The 18,422-nt window shown below is 35.2% G+C and carries 13 protein-coding genes; all 13 read left to right on the forward strand.

Annotated features, from left to right (window positions below; all coding sequences use genetic code 11):
* Positions 1-28: 28 nt before the first annotated feature.
* The 13 genes from OCV48_RS01160 (at position 29) to OCV48_RS01220 (ending at position 18,411) form a co-directional block, all read left to right on the forward strand.
* On the forward strand, positions 29-2,389 hold the full coding sequence (locus OCV48_RS01160) for a transglutaminase-like domain-containing protein (RefSeq protein ID WP_262558548.1): 2,361 nt from the start codon (positions 29-31) through the stop codon (positions 2,387-2,389).
* A 63-nt stretch (positions 2,390-2,452) separates the two neighbouring features.
* On the forward strand, positions 2,453-3,319 hold the full coding sequence (gene fba / locus OCV48_RS01165) for a class II fructose-1,6-bisphosphate aldolase (protein ID WP_021982008.1): 867 nt from the start codon (positions 2,453-2,455) through the stop codon (positions 3,317-3,319).
* 128 nt (positions 3,320-3,447) lie between these two features.
* A complete protein-coding gene (locus OCV48_RS01170; RefSeq protein ID WP_147590893.1) occupies positions 3,448-3,828 on the forward strand; it encodes a hypothetical protein in 381 nt (126 codons plus the stop codon).
* Positions 3,828-6,194, forward strand: coding sequence for a helicase C-terminal domain-containing protein (locus tag OCV48_RS01175; protein ID WP_147590894.1), 2,367 nt, complete (start codon positions 3,828-3,830; stop codon positions 6,192-6,194). The genes OCV48_RS01170 and OCV48_RS01175 overlap by 1 nt, the downstream gene beginning before the upstream one ends.
* Before the next feature lie 120 nt (positions 6,195-6,314).
* Complete coding sequence (locus OCV48_RS01180; protein ID WP_147590895.1) at positions 6,315-10,085, forward strand: phosphoribosylformylglycinamidine synthase; 3,771 nt, start codon at positions 6,315-6,317, stop codon at positions 10,083-10,085.
* A gap of 70 nt (positions 10,086-10,155) precedes the next feature.
* Positions 10,156-11,022 carry a class B sortase gene (srtB, locus tag OCV48_RS01185; protein ID WP_262558550.1) on the forward strand — a complete coding sequence of 289 codons (867 nt, stop codon included), beginning with the start codon at positions 10,156-10,158 and terminating at the stop codon, positions 11,020-11,022.
* Between the two features lie 313 nt (positions 11,023-11,335).
* Entirely contained in the window at positions 11,336-13,453 is a 2,118-nt protein-coding gene (locus tag OCV48_RS01190; protein ID WP_021982003.1) for a glutamine synthetase III family protein, read from the forward strand.
* A gap of 338 nt (positions 13,454-13,791) precedes the next feature.
* A complete protein-coding gene (locus OCV48_RS01195; protein ID WP_021982176.1) occupies positions 13,792-14,130 on the forward strand; it encodes a type II toxin-antitoxin system RelE/ParE family toxin in 339 nt (112 codons plus the stop codon).
* Positions 14,131-14,142: 12 nt separating this feature from the next.
* Complete coding sequence (locus tag OCV48_RS01200) at positions 14,143-14,439, forward strand: helix-turn-helix domain-containing protein (protein ID WP_021982177.1); 297 nt, start codon at positions 14,143-14,145, stop codon at positions 14,437-14,439.
* Positions 14,440-15,057: 618 nt separating this feature from the next.
* A complete protein-coding gene (locus OCV48_RS01205; RefSeq protein ID WP_262558553.1) occupies positions 15,058-16,095 on the forward strand; it encodes a hypothetical protein in 1,038 nt (345 codons plus the stop codon).
* Positions 16,095-17,105 (forward strand): TPM domain-containing protein, encoded by a 1,011-nt coding sequence (locus OCV48_RS01210; RefSeq protein ID WP_262558554.1) that lies wholly within the window; start codon positions 16,095-16,097, stop codon positions 17,103-17,105. The genes OCV48_RS01205 and OCV48_RS01210 overlap by 1 nt, the downstream gene beginning before the upstream one ends.
* Before the next feature lie 113 nt (positions 17,106-17,218).
* Entirely contained in the window at positions 17,219-17,743 is a 525-nt protein-coding gene (locus OCV48_RS01215; protein WP_021982000.1) for a peptidylprolyl isomerase, read from the forward strand.
* Positions 17,737-18,411, forward strand: a complete 675-nt coding sequence (locus OCV48_RS01220; protein WP_147590899.1) for an HAD family hydrolase — start codon at positions 17,737-17,739, stop codon at positions 18,409-18,411. The genes OCV48_RS01215 and OCV48_RS01220 overlap by 7 nt, the downstream gene beginning before the upstream one ends.
* Positions 18,412-18,422: the final 11 nt, after the last annotated feature.

Genomic DNA, 18,422 nt, shown 5'->3' on the forward strand with positions numbered 1-18,422 from the left:
ACTAATAGTGTGAAAAATGAGGATTGATATGGAAAATAAATTTAAAATTCCAGATTTTATCGGAAAGAGTCTGATTATCTCATTGGGTATAATTGCTACAGCAGGCGGCTTTATTGATATGTTTAATATTCCGGCATCAAAGGTGGCAGTAAGTTTATTTACAATCTGTATAACGTTTTTACTTATGACTACATCAAGGGCAAGGCATAAGCACCTTGCGATGACAGGGATATTTGTAACGGTGATATTGCTTATACTCATCAATTGGAATGGAATAAAGTGTGGAATATATTATATAGCTAACAGAATAATAGATGCATATAACTATTATGCGGGAATTACAGAATCGGATATGTTCATTATAGATTTTGGCAAACCGATATTCTTTAGTTCGACGAAGCAGAGTGTTACATTTACTTTGTGTATGATAATAATAGAATATGCATATATACTTGTGACAGCTTCGATATATAAAGTGTTTTCGTCAATACACATTCTGCTGTCTGCAGGTATTACATTTGCCGGTCTGTTACTTGGCTTATTTCCGGGAACAATATGGACAATTCTTTTGATACTTTATTATGTATTATGTGTGATGTATGGGAGAAACAGGCACATTTACATAAGAAGAATGATATTTATGACGGGAGTTATAGCTGTAGTAACTTTATTTACATTAATTATAGCGAGACCAAAGAATTATAATGAGAACAAATATTTGAAATATCGTGATGTGTTGGAAAATATTGCTCAAAAATTTAAACTAGATATTTCTTCTGGTACTGAACGGGCATCATCAGATGGAAAAAGCAGTATGGCATATGGTGGGATTAACGGTGGCAGACTTGGTAATGTAGATGAAGTAAAGAATACCGGCTTAGAAATGCTTAGAGTAAATATGACACAGACAGATAATAATATTTATCTTAAGGGCTTTGTCGGGAATGAATATGATAGAAATAAATGGACTGAAATAAACACAGATAATCTCAGGGAACTGGTCAAGACTATTGAAATTATGGGTGGAAGGTCGAATTCTTTAGTTACAGACTATGATTATATAGAGAAGTTCTATGATGGGAAAATTGCTGATAAATTTGAAATCAGATATATTAAGGATCAGAGAAAGTACAGATATATGCCATACTATGTTAACCAGTATTATTCAGATAATGAAAAAGAGATGCGCTTAAGTACGGATTACTCGATAGGTAATGAAGTATTTAATGTATATGATATTTCTTTAGATGAAGCAATTAATATGATAAAAGATGATGAAATGAGTCTTGAAGAATTTGAAGAATTTACAAATATAAGTTGTAGCATAAGTAATGAAGTCGCAGAAGTTCTTTCAAAAGAGATGCTTGATTCACCAGTCTATGACGGAACAGCTGTAAGTCTTATAGATTGCATAAAATATGTACAGAAATATTTGTCTGTAAATGCTATATATACATTAAGTCCCGGAGCCTTAGATAAAGGTGATGATTTTATAGTTGATTTCCTGACAGTTAAGAAAGCAGGATATTGTACTTCATTTGCATCGGCGGGTGTAATGATGTTCAGATATATGGGAATTCCTGCAAGATATGTTGAGGGATACGTTATAACAAGCAGCGACCAGAATGAATCAGATAATGGCGAGGTAAAGGCAATTGTCAAAGATGAGTCGGCACATGCATGGCCTGAAATCTACATTACAGGTCTTGGATTTGTTCCGGTAGAAGTGACTCCCGGATATTTTCGCCTGTCAGATAATGTTGATAATGTGGCAGAACCAACAACATCGCCAGAGAGCATATCGGATGAGATCTCTTCAGAAGCCGCAGAGAAGAGTACAACAAATAAAGAAAATGTCAGTAAAGAAACAACTATTAAAAATGGCAAAATAGAAACGGATAAAAAGACAGATAAGAAGAATGATAAAAATATAATTATTATATTTGCATTATTGGCAGCAGTAGTCATAGTATTAATTGTTTCTGTTAAACTATATAATATATTACAGCATAAGAGAGATGTTAAAGAATCTGATTATAATACAGACGATTTAAGACATAATATAGATGTACTGACTGTGATTTTTGAAAAGCTCCTTACTAAAGCAGGAATAGATTATTCCATAAACCGAAGCACAAGTGATATATGTAACGATATCAACGAATTAATCGGTAGACTTAAGAAAGCTGATATGGATAAGGATAGTAAATATACTAAATCAGGTGGAATTATTCCTGACACATCAGATACAGAAGAGGTTATATGCATTATATACAGGGCTAAATATGCTGATAAAAATGCCGGTTTTACAGAGAAAGATACAGATAAACTTCGTCAGTATGTTGAAGAATTTAAAAATAGTTTGCAATACTTTAAAAATAAGGTATAATATAGGAAAAATGTAGATGAACATTTTTCAAATGATAATTTTAATTTACGGAGGTAATAAAATATGTTAGTTTCAGCAAAAGAGATGCTTGAAAAAGCAAAAGCAGGACATTATGCTGTAGGTCAGTTCAACATTAACAACCTTGAGTGGACAAAGGCAATCTTATTAACAGCACAGGAATTAAACTCACCAGTTATCTTAGGTGTTTCTGAAGGTGCAGGAAAATATATGACAGGTTACAAAACTGTTGTAGGTATGGTTAATGGTATGATGGAAGAATTAAACATCACAGTTCCTGTAGCATTACACTTAGACCATGGTAGCTACGAAGGATGTTTAAAGTGTGTTGAAGCAGGTTTCTCTTCAATTATGTTTGATGGTTCACATTATCCAATCGATGAGAACGTTGCTAAGACAACAGAATTAGTTAAGATAGCTAAAGAAAAAGGAATGTCTCTTGAAGCAGAAGTTGGTGCTATCGGTGGAGAAGAAGACGGTGTAATCGGCAGAGGAGAATGTGCAGATCCTAACGAGTGTAAAGCAGTTGCAGATCTTGGTGTAACAATGCTTGCAGCAGGTATCGGTAACATACATGGCAAATATCCAGATAACTGGGAAGGATTAAGTTTCGAAACACTTGATGCTATTCAGAAACTTACAGGTGATATGCCATTAGTTCTTCATGGTGGTACAGGTATCCCAGACGATATGATTAAGAAAGCAATCTCATTAGGTGTAGCTAAGATTAATGTTAACACAGAATGCCAGTTATCATTTGCAGCAGCAACACGTAAATATATCGAAGAGGGTAAAGACCTTCAGGGTAAAGGATATGACCCACGTAAATTATTAGCTCCTGGATTTGAAGCAATCAAAGCTACAGTTAAGGAAAAAATGGAATTATTTGGTTCAGTTGGTAAAGCTAACTAATAATTATCGAATTGCAATATAGAGAGATATTGGTTAAAATAGGTGATAGATACTCAGGTATTTATTACCTATTTTTTCAATTTAATACAATAATCATCAGAGTAGATTACCTAGAACAGGAGAAGCTTATGAAAGAGAGAATAACAAAATATTTAAAGTATATGGACGACCTTTTAGAACGAATAGAATCAGGAGAAGAGATGGACTTACAGAAGATATTGAAGAATCATATGGTGCAGATAGGCTTCTTTATGCACGAAAGACTTGTTCATCTAATCGTAACTGTTTTATTTGCAATTGGTACTTTTATGACGATATTTACATATCTGATAGTGAATAACATAGGTCTGCTTCTGCTTGCACTTTTGCTTATTGTCTTACTTATACCTTATATAAAACATTATTATCTGTTAGAGAATGGTGTCCAGAAAATGTATAAGCAGTATGATAAATTGTTAGAGCATAGGGCAGAATTGGGCGAAAATATACCGGAAAGATTTAATAAATAATGGAGAAGTTTACTATAAATATTTCTGTACGAAATCTTGTGGAATTTATTATGCGTTCAGGTGACATTGATAACCGTACAGCCGGTGCAATGAGCAAGCAGGCAATGGCAGAGGGTACGAAGATGCATAAGAAGATTCAGGGACGGATGGGTATAGAATATAAAGCTGAAGTTACGTTAAAGATAGCACTTGAATATGATAATTACTGCATTAATCTGGAGGGAAGAGCAGACGGTATCATAGCCGAGGATATAGTAGTGGTAGATGAGATAAAAAGTATGTATGCAGATGTGATGAAATTCACAGAAGCACAGCAGGTGCATCAGGCACAGGCAATGTGTTATGCGTATATTTATGCCAGACAACATAATCTGGATAAAATCTGTGTGCAGCTGACATATTGCAATCTTGATACCGAGGAAATCAAACGTTTCAGAACCGTATATACATTTGAAGAAATAGAAGTATGGTTCGAGAGTGTAATGGCTGAATATATAAGATGGGCAGACTATATTGCAGACGAGCAGAAGATGAAGATGGATTCAATACAGCATTTAGAATTCCCATTTGAATACAGAAACGGGCAGAGAAATATTGTTGTATCTGTCTATAAATCAATTCTTGCTAAGAGAAATATGTTCATTCAGGCACCGACAGGCGTAGGTAAGACTATTTCGACGATTTATCCGGCTGTGAGGACTGTAGGAACAGGAGATGTGGATAAAATCTTCTATCTTACCGCCAAGACGATAACTAGAACTGTAGCAGAAGAAGCTTTCGAAGTATTAAGGAGAAACGGACTACATTTCAGGACGGTTACATTAACCGCAAAAGAGAAAATCTGTCCATGTGATGAGACTATATGTAATCCTGATAAATGCAAACGTGCAAAAGGGCATTTTGACAGGGTAAACAGTGCAATATATGAAGTAATTACCAATGAATCATCAATAACAAGGGAAGTTATCGAGAAATATGCAGATGAATATGAGGTATGTCCGTTTGAAATGTCATTAGACATAAGTAATTTTATGGATGGAGTAATCTGTGATTATAATTATGTTTTTGACCCTTATGCCAAGCTTAAGAGATATTTTACGGAGGGAATAACAGGCAGATATGTATTTCTCGTAGATGAAGCACATAATCTTGTGGAGCGTGCAAGGGAAATGTATAGTGCCATAATTACTAAGGAAGATTTCTTAAGCTGTAAAAAGATTGTCAGGGACAGAAGCAAGAGAGTGTCAAATGCTCTTGATAAATGCAATCGCGAAATGTTAAGTCTTAAGAGAATGTGTATAGGAACTTCAGACCGGTATTCATACACACTTCTTGATGAAACTGAGGACTTAGTTCTGTCGCTTTTAAGATTACAGACAGCACTAGAGAAATTCTTAGATGATAATAAGGAATTTGATAAAAGAGATGAAGTATTAGAATTATATTTTGCGGTAAGGACATATTTAGATATATATGAACTTGTTGACAGCAAATACGTTATATATTCTGACTTTAATGAGAAAGGCGAATTCTTTGTGAAGCTTTTCTGCGTAAACCCATCGGGTAATCTGCAGGATTGTATGCAGACAGGAATTGCGACAATGTTCTTCTCTGCAACGCTTTTGCCGGTTAATTATTATAAGGAATTATTAAGCGGAGATATTGAGGACTATGCGATTTATATTGATTCTCCATTTGATACACATAAAAGACTGGTCTCAATATGCAGAGATGTAAGCAGTAAATACACAAGAAGAAATGAAAATGAATATATAAGAATGTTAAATATTATAAGAGAAGTGGTAGGTGGATGTGCCGGAAATTATATGGTATTTTTTCCATCATATAAAATGTTAGAAGATATATATGAATTAGCCATAAGAGAGGGTTTTACAGAAGAATATGAGATATTCTGCCAGACAGGAAGTATGAAAGAAAAAGAAAAGGAAGAATTCTTAGCAACATTTGAAGTGGACAGGGATAAAAGCCTTATTGGCTTCTGTGTGCTTGGTGGAATATTCTCGGAGGGCATAGACCTTAAGAATGAAAGACTTATCGGCAGTATTATCATTGGTACGGGACTTCCTATGGTCTGCTCTGAAAGAGAGATACTTAAGAATTACTATGATGAGAATAATAGAAATGGATTTGATTATGCATACAGATATCCGGGAATGAATAAGGTCTTGCAGGCAGCAGGGCGTGTTATCAGGACGGATGAAGATTATGGAGTCATTTCTCTGTTAGATGAAAGATTTCTAAGGAGAGATTACAGACAGCTATTTCCGAGGGAATGGAATGATGTCAAAGTTATTGACAGCAAAAATGCAGGAGAGATTGTAAGGCATTTCTGGAAGTATGTGTGATAAGATTAAAAATATAATTATGCAATATACGTTTGACAATGACCTAATGTTATTGTAAACTTGCATTATTATGGATTAGTCAGAATTTGTACTGGCAACTCAAAATATATGGAGGTACTTATGAGCAAAGTAAGAAGAGTTTATGTTGAGAAAAAAGCACCTTATGCTGTTAAGGCTAAGGAACTTAAACATGAGATATCAAGTTATCTCGGAATTAAAACTGTAACAGGTGTCAGAGTTTTAGTAAGATATGATGTTGAAGACATATCGGAAGAGACTTATAAACAGGCGTTAGTTACAGTATTTTCAGAACCTCCGGTAGATACATTATATGAAGAAGAATTTCCATATGATGCAGAAAATGACCGTGTTTTTAGTGTAGAATTTCTTCCGGGACAGTTTGACCAGAGAGCAGATTCAGCAGTACAGTGTGTAAAATTTTTAAATGAAGATGAAGAACCTGTTATTAAATCAGCAACTACATATGTAATAGAGGGAAAGGTTACAGACGAAGAATTCGAAAGTATCAAGGCATTCTCTATTAACCCTGTAGATTCAAGAGAAACAGGATTAGAGAAACCTGAAACACTTGTGACAGTATTCGATGAGCCTGCTGATGTAATTATATTTGATGGCTTTAAAGATATGGAAGAGGGAAAACTTAAAGAATTATATGATTCTTTAGGACTTGCAATGACATTTAAAGATTTCCTCCATATTCAGAATTATTTTAAGAATGATGAAAACAGAGATCCATCAATGACAGAGATAAGAGTTCTCGATACATATTGGTCAGATCACTGCCGTCATACAACATTTAATACAGAATTAACAGATATCGAGTTTGAAGATGGTTATTATAAGGCACCAATCGTTAAGACTTATGAAAGATATATTGAAGACAGAAATGTTATCTTCAAGGGAAGAGATGATAAATTTGTCTGCCTTATGGACTTAGCACTTATGGCAATGCGTAAGTTAAAGAAAGAGGGCAAGTTAGACGACCAGGAGAAATCTGACGAGATTAATGCTTGTAGTATCGTAGTACCAGTAGAAATAGATAAAGAGGACGGCAAAGGTGTTATCACAGAAGAGTGGCTTGTCAACTTTAAGAATGAAACACATAACCACCCTACAGAGATAGAACCATTTGGTGGCGCTGCTACATGTCTTGGTGGTGCAATAAGAGATCCATTGTCAGGACGTACATATGTATATCAGGCAATGCGTGTTACAGGTGCAGCAGATCCTACCAAATCGATGAAAGATACTCTTAAAGGTAAATTACCACAGAAGAAGTTAGTTCGTGGAGCAGCAAACGGATACAGCTCATATGGTAACCAGATTGGTCTTGCAACAGGACTTGTTAAAGAGATTTATCACCCTGATTATGTAGCTAAGAGAATGGAAATCGGTGCAGTTATAGCAGCGGCTCCAAGATATGCTGTAAAACGTGAGAACTCTGATCCGGGAGATATCATTATCTTATTAGGTGGAAGAACCGGACGTGATGGCTGTGGCGGTGCAACAGGTTCATCTAAGGTTCATACAGAGGCTTCAATCGAAACATGTGGTGCAGAAGTCCAGAAAGGTAATGCTCCTACAGAGAGAAAACTTCAGAGATTATTCAGAAGAGAAGAAGTAAGTAAATTAATTAAGAAATGTAATGACTTTGGCGCAGGCGGTGTATCAGTTGCCATCGGTGAATTAGCAGATGGTCTTGATATCAATCTTGATAAAGTAACTAAGAAATATGCAGGTCTTGACGGAACAGAAATAGCTATTTCAGAATCACAGGAGAGAATGGCAGTAGTTATTGATCCTAAGGATGTTGCAGAATTCATGAAATATGCCAACGAAGAGAACCTTGAGGCTACAGAAGTTGCAGTCGTAACAGAAGAGCCAAGACTTGTTCTCAAATGGAGAGGTAAAGAGATAGTTAACCTTAAACGTTCATTCCTTGATACAAACGGTGCGCATCAGGAAAATGCAGTTAAGGTAGATATGCCTGACGAGAATAATAAGTTCTTCAAAGATGTTGAAGTGAAAGATGTTAAGAAAGCATGGACAGATACTCTTGCAGACTTAAATGTATGTTCACAGAAAGGTCTTGTAGAAAGATTCGATGGTTCAATCGGTGCAGGTTCAGTATTTATGCCATTTGGTGGACGTTACCAGTTGACTGAGACACAGTCAATGGTTGCTAAACTTCCTGTATTAAAAGGTAAATGCGATACAGTAACAATGATGAGTTACGGTTTTGATCCATACCTTTCAAGCTGGAGCCCATATCATTCAGCAATATATGCAGTAACAGAGTCGGTTGCCAAGATAGTAGCAGCAGGCGGTGATTATAAGAAGATAAGATTCACATTCCAGGAATACTTCAGAAGAATGAATTCTGACCCTGAACGCTGGAGCCAGCCATTTGCAGCTTTACTTGGTGCATATGATGCACAGTTAGGTTTCGGATTACCATCTATCGGTGGTAAGGACAGTATGTCAGGAACATTTAATAATATAGATGTACCTCCAACATTAGTTTCATTTGCAGTTGATGTGGCTAAAGAGAAAGACATTATTACACCTGAATTTAAGACACCGGGTGATTCAATCGTATTATTCGAGATAGAAAGAGATGAATACGATTTACCTGTTTATGATAAAGTAATGAAATTATATGATGAGATTCATGAACTTATCGGTAAAGGCGTAATTAAAGCAGCTTATTCAGTAGATGCCAAGGGCGTTGTAGCAGCAATCAGCAAGATGGCATTTGGTAACAAGCTTGGTATTAAAGTAAATGACGATGTAACTGTAGAAACATTATTTGGAAAGGGAATTGCTAATATCGTTGCAGAAGTAGACACAGCTAAATTATCAGAAGTAAAAGATGCAAAAGTAATTGGTGAAGTTACTGATACAAAATCATTTGTATATGGTGATGTAACAATTACAATGGACGAAGCTTTAGCAGCATGGGAGGGAACTTTAGAAAAAGTATTCCAGACTAAGTCAACAGATGATAAGAGCGTTGTAGATACAGGCGTATATTCAGCAGGAAGTATCTATGTATGCAAGAATAAGGTTGCAAAACCTACAGTATTCATTCCTGTATTCCCTGGAACAAACTGTGAATACGACAGCGCAAAAGCATTTGAAAGAGCCGGTGCAAATGTCGTAACTAAAGTATTTAAGAATCTTACAGCAGAAGATATAAGAGATTCTGTTAATATATTTGAAAATGCTATTTCACAGGCACAGATTATTATGTTCCCAGGCGGTTTCAGCGCAGGTGATGAACCAGATGGTTCTGCTAAATTCTTCGCAACAGCATTCAGAAATGAGAAGCTTAAAGAAGCAGTTAATAAGTTATTAAATGAAAGAGATGGTCTTGCACTTGGTATCTGTAATGGTTTCCAGGCACTTATCAAACTTGGACTTGTACCTAATGGACAGATAACAGGACAGGACGAGAATTCTCCAACATTAACATATAACACAATCAACCGTCACGTATCTAAGATGGTATATACAAAGGTTGTTTCAAACAAATCACCTTGGTTACAGTTAGCTGAACTTGGTAAGACTTATGTAAACCCAGCTTCACATGGTGAGGGCAGATTCGTAGCAAATGACGAATGGCTTAAGAAGTTATTCGAAAATGGTCAGGTTGCAACACAGTATGTAAATGAGCAGGGACTCCCTACAATGGACGAGGAATGGAATGTAAATGGCTCATATTGTGCAATCGAGGGTATTACAAGTCCTGATGGAAGATGCTTTGGTAAGATGGCTCATTCAGAGAGACGTGGACAGTCAGTTGCCATAAATATTATTGGTGAACAGGATATGAAGATATTCGAGTCAGGTGTTAAATACTTCTCATAAGAGAATAATCTTGTTGCTTTATTTATCTGCTTTGGTATAATAATATATAGATTTTACCAAGATGAAAGGTATGGTTTATGTAATGAAACATATTAATGTGAAAGAAAGGTTTCAGAATAAGATAAAAGATTTAAAGAAGCATTCCAAGAAATATTATATAATAGAGAGTATCAGAAAACTTATTATGCTTTGTGCACTATGCGTATTCACATATTCGGCATATGAACTCACTAATATATATTTAGATTATAAAGACAGTGATGATGAATACGAGAATATAGAGAAGATGTTCGAAGTGCCGAACATATCAGGAGATGAACAGACCACTGATATAGCTGGTAACAAGATAAGTAATACCAAGAACGAGGCGGTATGGAAGTATGATTATCAGGCACTTGTCAATATGAATTCAGATGCCGTAGGCTGGATTAAACAGGATAACATTATAAGTTATCCTGTGCTTAAGGGGACTGATAACACTTACTATCTTACACATAATGCTGCACATAGAGAGAGTAAATCAGGTTCTATATTCGTAGATTACAGGGTTAATGAAGGAATGGAAGACAGAAACTGTATTATATATGGACATGATATGCTTAATAATTCAATGTTTGGTACATTAATTAAATATGCATCTAAATCATATTTTAAAGAGCATCCGACATTTGATATATATATAAAGGATAAAGGATATCGCTATTATATATTTGCAACCTATGAGACAGATGAGATAGGTGATACGTATTCATATGTTTTTGCTGATGATGAAGAATTTCAGAGATATATAGACCTGTGTATGAGCAAAAGAGCATATGATACAGGTGTAAATGATATTAAACCAACAGATAAGATAATTACATTATCTACATGTACAAGAGGAGACCAGAGTAAGAGATTTATTGTACAAATGGTAAGAAGAGAAGAACTTACTTAATAAAATTACTCTTTGACTTCGAAAATACTGATAAATTACCTCATTTAATAAATATAAAAAAGTACTTGCATTTTTTATATAAATGAGTTATTTTATACATATAAGAAATCAGCAAGTGATTTCACACATATGGATTATATGAGGACAAAGGCGTTCCTAGCTAGGGGACGCCCTTTTTATAGGAACAAATACAATATTAAGTTACAAATGTTTTTATAGTCTTATGTGATTGCGTACCGGAATATATTGAATTAATTGAAAATGTATTGTGGTCAGAATACTATAATTAACCATATGAAAGGAATGTATAACCATGAGTGAAGCTTTAAACGTATCAAAAATTTTTGGTGAAGACGTTTTCAACGATACAGTTATGAAAGAACGTTTACCAAAAAAAGTTTATGAAGAATTAAGAAAAACAATCGATGAAGGCGCAGAATTAAGTTCAGCAGTAGCTGATTCGGTTGCAAATGCTATGAAGGATTGGGCAATTGAAAAAGGTGCTACACATTACACACATTGGTTCCAGCCATTGACAGGTGTAACTGCTGAGAAACATGACTCATTTATTTCAGCACCTAAGTCAAACGGAAAAGTATTAATGGAATTCTCTGGAAAAGAATTAGTAAAAGGCGAGCCAGATGCATCATCATTCCCATCAGGTGGTCTTAGAGCAACATTTGAAGCGAGAGGATATACAGCATGGGATTGTACATCACCTGCATTTGTTAAGAGAGATGCAACAGGTGCGGTTCTTTGTATTCCGACAGCATTTTGCTCATATACAGGTGAAGCTCTTGATAAAAAGACTCCATTACTTCGTTCGATGGAAGCAATTAATACACAGGCACTTCGTATTTTAAGATTATTTGGTAATACAACATCTAAGAGAGTTACTCCATCAGTTGGACCAGAACAGGAATATTTCTTAGTTGACAGAGAAAAATATTTAAAGAGAAAAGACCTTATCTTTACAGGTCGTACATTATTCGGTGCAATGCCACCAAAAGGACAGGAACTAGATGACCATTACTTCGGAAGTATTCGTGAAAGAATCGGTTCATTTATGAAAGACCTTAATGAAGAATTATGGAAATTAGGTGTATCTGCCAAGACACAGCATAATGAAGTTGCTCCTGCACAGCATGAGTTAGCTCCTATATATGCCGAGGCTAATATAGCAGTTGACCATAACCAGATTACAATGGAGACAATGAAGAAAGTAGCAGGACGTCATGGTATGGTTTGCCTTCTTCATGAGAAACCATTTGCAGGTGTTAATGGTTCAGGTAAACATAATAACTGGTCAATCACAACAGATGATGGAATTAATATGTTAGACCCAGGTAAGACACCACATGAGAATAAACAGTTCTTGCTTGTATTAACAGCTATTATGTCAGCAGTTGATAAACATGCAGATTTACTTCGTGAATCAGCAGCTAACCCAGGCAACGACCACAGATTAGGAGCAAATGAAGCACCACCAGCTATCATTTCAATGTTCTTAGGCGACCAGTTAGGTGACGTATTAAATCAGTTAATCAGCACAGGTGATGCAACAAGCAGTTTAAAAGCAGGCAGATTACAGACAGGTGTAAGCACACTTCCTGATTTAAAGAAGGATGCAACAGACAGAAACAGAACATCACCATTTGCATTTACGGGTAATAAATTCGAATTCAGAGCACTTGGTTCATCAGATTCAGTTGCCAGCCCTAACGTTGTTCTTAATACAATCGTTGCTGAAGCATTCTGTGATATTGCAGATGAACTTGAGAAAGCAGACGATTTTGAATTAGCATTACATGACCTTATCAAGAAATTAGCAACAGAACATCAGAGAATCGTATTCAATGGAGACGGTTATTCAGATGAATGGATTGTTGAAGCTGAGAGAAGAGGTTTACCAAACATCAAGACTATGGTTGATGCTATTCCGGCTCTAACAACAGATAAGGCTATCAAGTTATTTGAAAAATTCGGTGTATTTACAAAGGCAGAATTAGAGTCTCGTGCAGAAGTACAGTACGAAGCATATTCTAAAGCATTAAATATTGAAGCAAAGGCTATGATTGATATTGCAGGCAAACAGATTATTCCTGCCGTAATCAAAGCTACAACAGAACTTTCTACATCAATTGCATCAGTTAAGTCAGCAGCAGTAGGTGCAGATACAAGTGTACAGGAAGAACTCTTAGTTGAGACTTCAGCATTACTTGCAGAGACACAGAAAGCTCTTGCTAACTTGAAGAAAGCTATAGCCGAAGCAGCAACTAAAGAAGAGGGCAAAGAACAGGCTACATTCTTCAAAGATGTAATCAGAGAAGCAATGGCAGATTTAAGAACACCTGTTGACAAACTTGAGATGATTGTTGATAAAGACTTATGGCCAATGCCATCATATGGTGATTTAATATTTGAAGTTTAATCAGATGATATAATTATATATGCTATTAAAAAATATCTAATTATATAAATAATTAGACGGATATAGTGATTTTAGAAGCCACATTACCGGAATAATATAGATTCTGGTAATGTGGCTTTTGCTTACCAGGAAATTTCGTTGAAATTGTCCTGGTAAGCAAAAACGCTCCGCGAGGATCACACTGCGGCGGAGTAGAAAATGTTGCTATCGCAACCCGCCGCAGGCGGAGAATGTCGCAGGCGACATTCTTTATTTCGTATATAATTTTGTAGCAGTGGTTGACAGTACAACTTATATGTTGTATTATTATTTCAGACAAAAGAATGGGAGGTTTATAAATGATAATAAGACCATATTGTTCTGCTTCAGGAAGAAATTTAATATATGAGTATATTGATTCGTTATCAATAGAAGAGCAAGTTGACGGTTATACGGTGTTACAGCATATGGAGAAGGGAGAATTTGATAAAATTTTCTTTAAACCATGGGAAAAGAAAATTTATGAAGTGTATTTTCAAAAGCATAATCGCATATTCTATATTATGACAGATAAAGAAAATATATATTTGCTTCATGCCTGTAAGAAACAGAAGAACAAAACTGAGAAGAAGGATGCGAATATTGTTCGAAAACGTGCGAAAGAATTAGGCGAGATATTGAGAAAGAAATTTATATGAGGAGTGACGAGTATGCCATTTATTCAAACTAGTGTAGAAAAGAAAATTGAACTTAAGAGAGAAAGTAATCCTGAATTCAAAAAGAATTGGGATGAATCCCGTGCTGAATATAAATTAATAGGAGAAATGATATCATTACGAAAAAAAGAAAAAATGACTCAAAAAGAATTAGCGGCATTAACAGGAAATAAACAGCAGGTGATATCAAGAATTGAGCGTAAAGAAAGTATTCCGACAATAAGAGCATTTAGTAGAATACTTGATGCTTTAGGATATGAATTGCAGATTGTTAAAAAGAAATCATTATAATTATATATGCTATTAAAAATATCTAATTATATAAATAATTAGACGGATATAGTGATTTTAGAAGCCGCATTACCGGAATAATATGGATTCCGGTAATGTGGTTTTTGCTTACCAGGAAATTTCGTTGAAATTGTCCTGGTAAGCAAAAACGCTCCGCGAGGATCACACTGCGGCGGAGTAGAAAATGTTGCTATCGCAACCCGCCGCAGGCGGAGAATGTCGCTTGCGACATTCTTTATTCTTGTCTGAACAAATTAATTTGTTATTTATAAAACTTCTATAATAACGAAAAAAAGTGCCGAAGCACTTTTTCTATATAAAACAAAAAGGGAGTAATATGAAAAAAATATAAAAAGAAAATCTTTTTTCTATAATAAATACTATAAAGGATAATAATTAATAAACAATGTGTATTATATTAAACTAAAACTAACAAAATATGAATAAAATGTGAACAAGGGGGCTTAATTGACCGTATAACAAAGATTTGGTATAATGTTTCCGTATAAGAAATATATTAGAAACTAAATCAATCAGATAAATTTGCAATAAGGAAAGAAAGGACTGATAAGAAAGATGGAAGCAAGTTCATACGTATGTCCTAATTGTGGGTCAGTTATGGAATTTAACAGTGAAAAACAGAAAATGGAATGTGTTCACTGTGGATATGAAGCAACAGTAGAAGAAGTACAGAAATTGTACGAGTCAGTACATAAAGATGATTTTAACAGTGATACTGCAGAATCAAATATGGGAAATGCAGCTGATAGTGGAGAAAGAAGTGGAGAGTTCAAGGTATACAGATGTCAGGGGTGTGGTGCTGAGATATTGACAGATGAGAATACAGCAGCGACATTCTGTACTTTCTGCGGCAGACCGACATTGATGGAAGACAGACTAACCGGTGAGTTATTACCATCGTATGTTATACCATTTAAGATAGATAAGGAGAAAGCCGAGCATATATATTCTATGTGGGCTAAAAAAGGAATACTTACCCCAACACAGCTTAAAAGTAAGGCAATGATAGAGAAGATTACCGGAATATATGTGCCATTCTGGTTATATGACTACAATGCAGATTTGAGAATGACAGCTAATTGTACTAAAGTAAGACATGAGACAAAGGGTGATTATTACTATACTCATACAGACCATTTTGTTGTGGATAGGGAAGTTGAAACAGATTACTATAAAATTCCAGCAGATGCGTCAGAGAAGATGCCAGATGATATAATGGATAAATTAGAACCTTTTACATATAGTAATATGGAAAAATTTGAGATGCCATATTTGTCAGGATATTATGCTGAGAAATATAATTATACAAGTGAACAGATGACACCGCGTATAGAGAAACGTGTGCGTGAATATATACATAATCTTACTAGAAGCACAATTAAAGGTTATGCGACCGTAAATGTAATTGGTGAACAACCGCGTCTTAAGTGTCTACAGGCAAAATATGCATTATTACCTGTGTGGATACTTAATTACACCTATGAGGGTAAAAATTTTATGTTTGCGCTTAACGGACAGACAGGTAAAATTGTTGCCGACAGACCTATATCTAAGAAGAAAAAATGGAGCTGGTTCGGAGGAATAGTCGTTACTGTCTTTACAACACTAATGCTAATGGGGAGGTTCTTAGGATAATGGAAAATATACAGAATAATTTGAAATATAATATGACAAGAATAAGAAGCCTGCTAGCAGTTATTGTATTAGCAATAATGATGATAACTTTAAGTGTTAACAGATATACAGTATTAGCAGATAATGATGAAGTTGTTGATGATAATGGCAATGATACGACAGGTGAAGAAAATAGTAATGAAGTAGCTAAAAGTACAGAGAAGATATATGTGGATGATGCTGCTGAACTGATTCCTGACGGTGAAGAAGTCAAACTTGTAGAGAAATGTAAGAAATTATCAGATAAATGCAAAGTAGACATAGGTTTAGCTACTACAACTAATGCCAAAGGATTAAGTAGTAAAGAATATGCCCAGAAAAGTGTACTTAATAATAATCTAGGATATGAAGATGATGACAGATTTGATAAATCTGCGGTATTATTTCTTGTTGATTTAGATAATAAAGAGACATATATAGTAACAGAGGGTTTGGGCATATTACTCATTGAAGATGATGATATTGAAAATATCCTTGATGATGTATATGCATATATTGATTCAGACTTGAACCTTACAGATTTCTATAAAGTATGTGATGTGTTTTTAGATTCAGTTTCTGATACAATGCTTGATAATTATGATGATTATGGTTATGATTACATGGATGACTGGGAGAAGTTCGATGGAACATATGAAGAATTTGATAAAAAATATGTGAATGTTGAACATGGTCCTTTTTATATTCTAAGAAATCCGATACCATGTCTTATAATAGCACTTATAGTTGCAGGTGTTGCAGTAGCATTTATGTCATATTCTAATAAAGCGAGAATGACAGTAACAGGAAATACTTATATGGATAAAAATGAATTTAGAATGCACGTATGTAGCGACAGATATATCAATACTACTACTACGAAGACAAGAATATCTTCGGAAAGCAGTGGTGGAGGTGGTGGATCGCATGGAGGTTCACATAGCAGCGGAAGTGGCGGACACAGTTTCGGTGGAGGCGGAAGAAGTCTTTAAAATAAGTTTATCTGCTTTGTGATGGTTTATTTAGTATAAGCCACACAAAGCCTGTTATAAAAAGAGATATTAAATAATATAATTCTGTAAATCAGAATGGAATGGAGAAAAAAATGGAAAACAAGAACCCGGTAGTAACATTTGAAATGGCAAACGGAGATATAATAAAAGCAGAATTATATCCTGAAATTGCACCTAATACAGTTAAGAATTTCGTAAGCCTTATTAATAAAGGTTTTTATGATGGATTAATATTTCATAGAGTAATAAGAGGCTTTATGATACAGGGAGGTTGCCCTGAGGGAACAGGAATGGGTGGTCCTGGATATTCAATCAAAGGTGAATTTGCGAGAAATGGCTTCGTGAATGAATTAAAGCATGAGCCTGGTGTACTTTCGATGGCACGCGCAATGTCTCCTAACTCAGCAGGTTCACAGTTCTTTATAATGCATCAGACATCACCACATCTTGATGGAGATTATGCGGCATTTGGTAAAGTTACAGAGGGAATGGACGTTGTAAATGCTATAGCTGAAACAGCAACAGATTATATGGACAGACCATTTGAAGATGTAGTAATGAAAAAAGTAACAGTTGAAACATTCGGTGTTGAATACGAGGAACCTGAGAAATGCTAAAAGCAGTAATATTTGATATGGACGGAGTGCTTATAGACAGCGAACCAGTTCATTTAGAAGCACATAGAAGATTAATGGAGAAACTTGGACTTCCATTTGATAAACAGTATTATATGCAATTTGTTGGAAGTACGACAGATAATATGTGGAAGGTTTTGAAGCACGATTATAACATAACACTGTCAAATGACGAATTGATGAAAATGTCAGATGAATTTATTAAAGATATAAACGGAACAGAAGGCTATCCGGTTATGAAAGGTGCTTCTGATATGATAAAGAGGCTTTCTAAGGCAGGATTAAAACTTGCGATTGCATCATCATCGGGAATGGAAAGAATTAATTATTCGATTAATAAACTTGGTGTTGCAGATAAATTTGATGCAATAGTAAGCGGACTTACTGTCAGTCATCCAAAACCTGCACCAGATACATTTCTTGAAGCAGCGAATAGACTTGGTGTATCACCGGAGGAATGTGTAGTTGTGGAGGATTCTGTAAATGGAATGAAGGCTGCTAAAAATGCTGATATGGTATGTGTAATGTATGAAAATACGAGTATGGGAGAACAGAACAGTGAATATGCAGATTACATTCTTCAGAGTTTTGAAGATGTAGACAGTAGTTTTTTCGAAATGGTATATGCACATACAGTAGGTGAACCTTGAAGAGTATTAGA

The organism is Bovifimicola ammoniilytica (genome assembly GCF_025567085.1).
Lineage (GTDB): Bacteria > Bacillota > Clostridia > Lachnospirales > Lachnospiraceae > Bovifimicola > Bovifimicola ammoniilytica.

Bases quoted from the DNA above. Each gene is read 5' to 3' on its own strand.
- OCV48_RS01160 (WP_262558548.1), top strand. From the start codon at position 29: ATGGAAAATAAATTTAAAATTCCAGATTTTATCGGAAAGAGTCTGATT.
- fba (WP_021982008.1), top strand. From the start codon at position 2,453: ATGTTAGTTTCAGCAAAAGAGATGCTTGAAAAAGCAAAAGCAGGACAT.
- OCV48_RS01170 (WP_147590893.1), top strand. From the start codon at position 3,448: ATGAAAGAGAGAATAACAAAATATTTAAAGTATATGGACGACCTTTTA.
- OCV48_RS01175 (WP_147590894.1), top strand. From the start codon at position 3,828: ATGGAGAAGTTTACTATAAATATTTCTGTACGAAATCTTGTGGAATTT.
- OCV48_RS01180 (WP_147590895.1), top strand. From the start codon at position 6,315: ATGAGCAAAGTAAGAAGAGTTTATGTTGAGAAAAAAGCACCTTATGCT.
- srtB (WP_262558550.1), top strand. From the start codon at position 10,156: ATGGTTTATGTAATGAAACATATTAATGTGAAAGAAAGGTTTCAGAAT.
- OCV48_RS01190 (WP_021982003.1), top strand. From the start codon at position 11,336: ATGAGTGAAGCTTTAAACGTATCAAAAATTTTTGGTGAAGACGTTTTC.
- OCV48_RS01195 (WP_021982176.1), top strand. From the start codon at position 13,792: ATGATAATAAGACCATATTGTTCTGCTTCAGGAAGAAATTTAATATAT.
- OCV48_RS01200 (WP_021982177.1), top strand. From the start codon at position 14,143: ATGCCATTTATTCAAACTAGTGTAGAAAAGAAAATTGAACTTAAGAGA.
- OCV48_RS01205 (WP_262558553.1), top strand. From the start codon at position 15,058: ATGGAATTTAACAGTGAAAAACAGAAAATGGAATGTGTTCACTGTGGA.
- OCV48_RS01210 (WP_262558554.1), top strand. From the start codon at position 16,095: ATGGAAAATATACAGAATAATTTGAAATATAATATGACAAGAATAAGA.
- OCV48_RS01215 (WP_021982000.1), top strand. From the start codon at position 17,219: ATGGAAAACAAGAACCCGGTAGTAACATTTGAAATGGCAAACGGAGAT.
- OCV48_RS01220 (WP_147590899.1), top strand. From the start codon at position 17,737: ATGCTAAAAGCAGTAATATTTGATATGGACGGAGTGCTTATAGACAGC.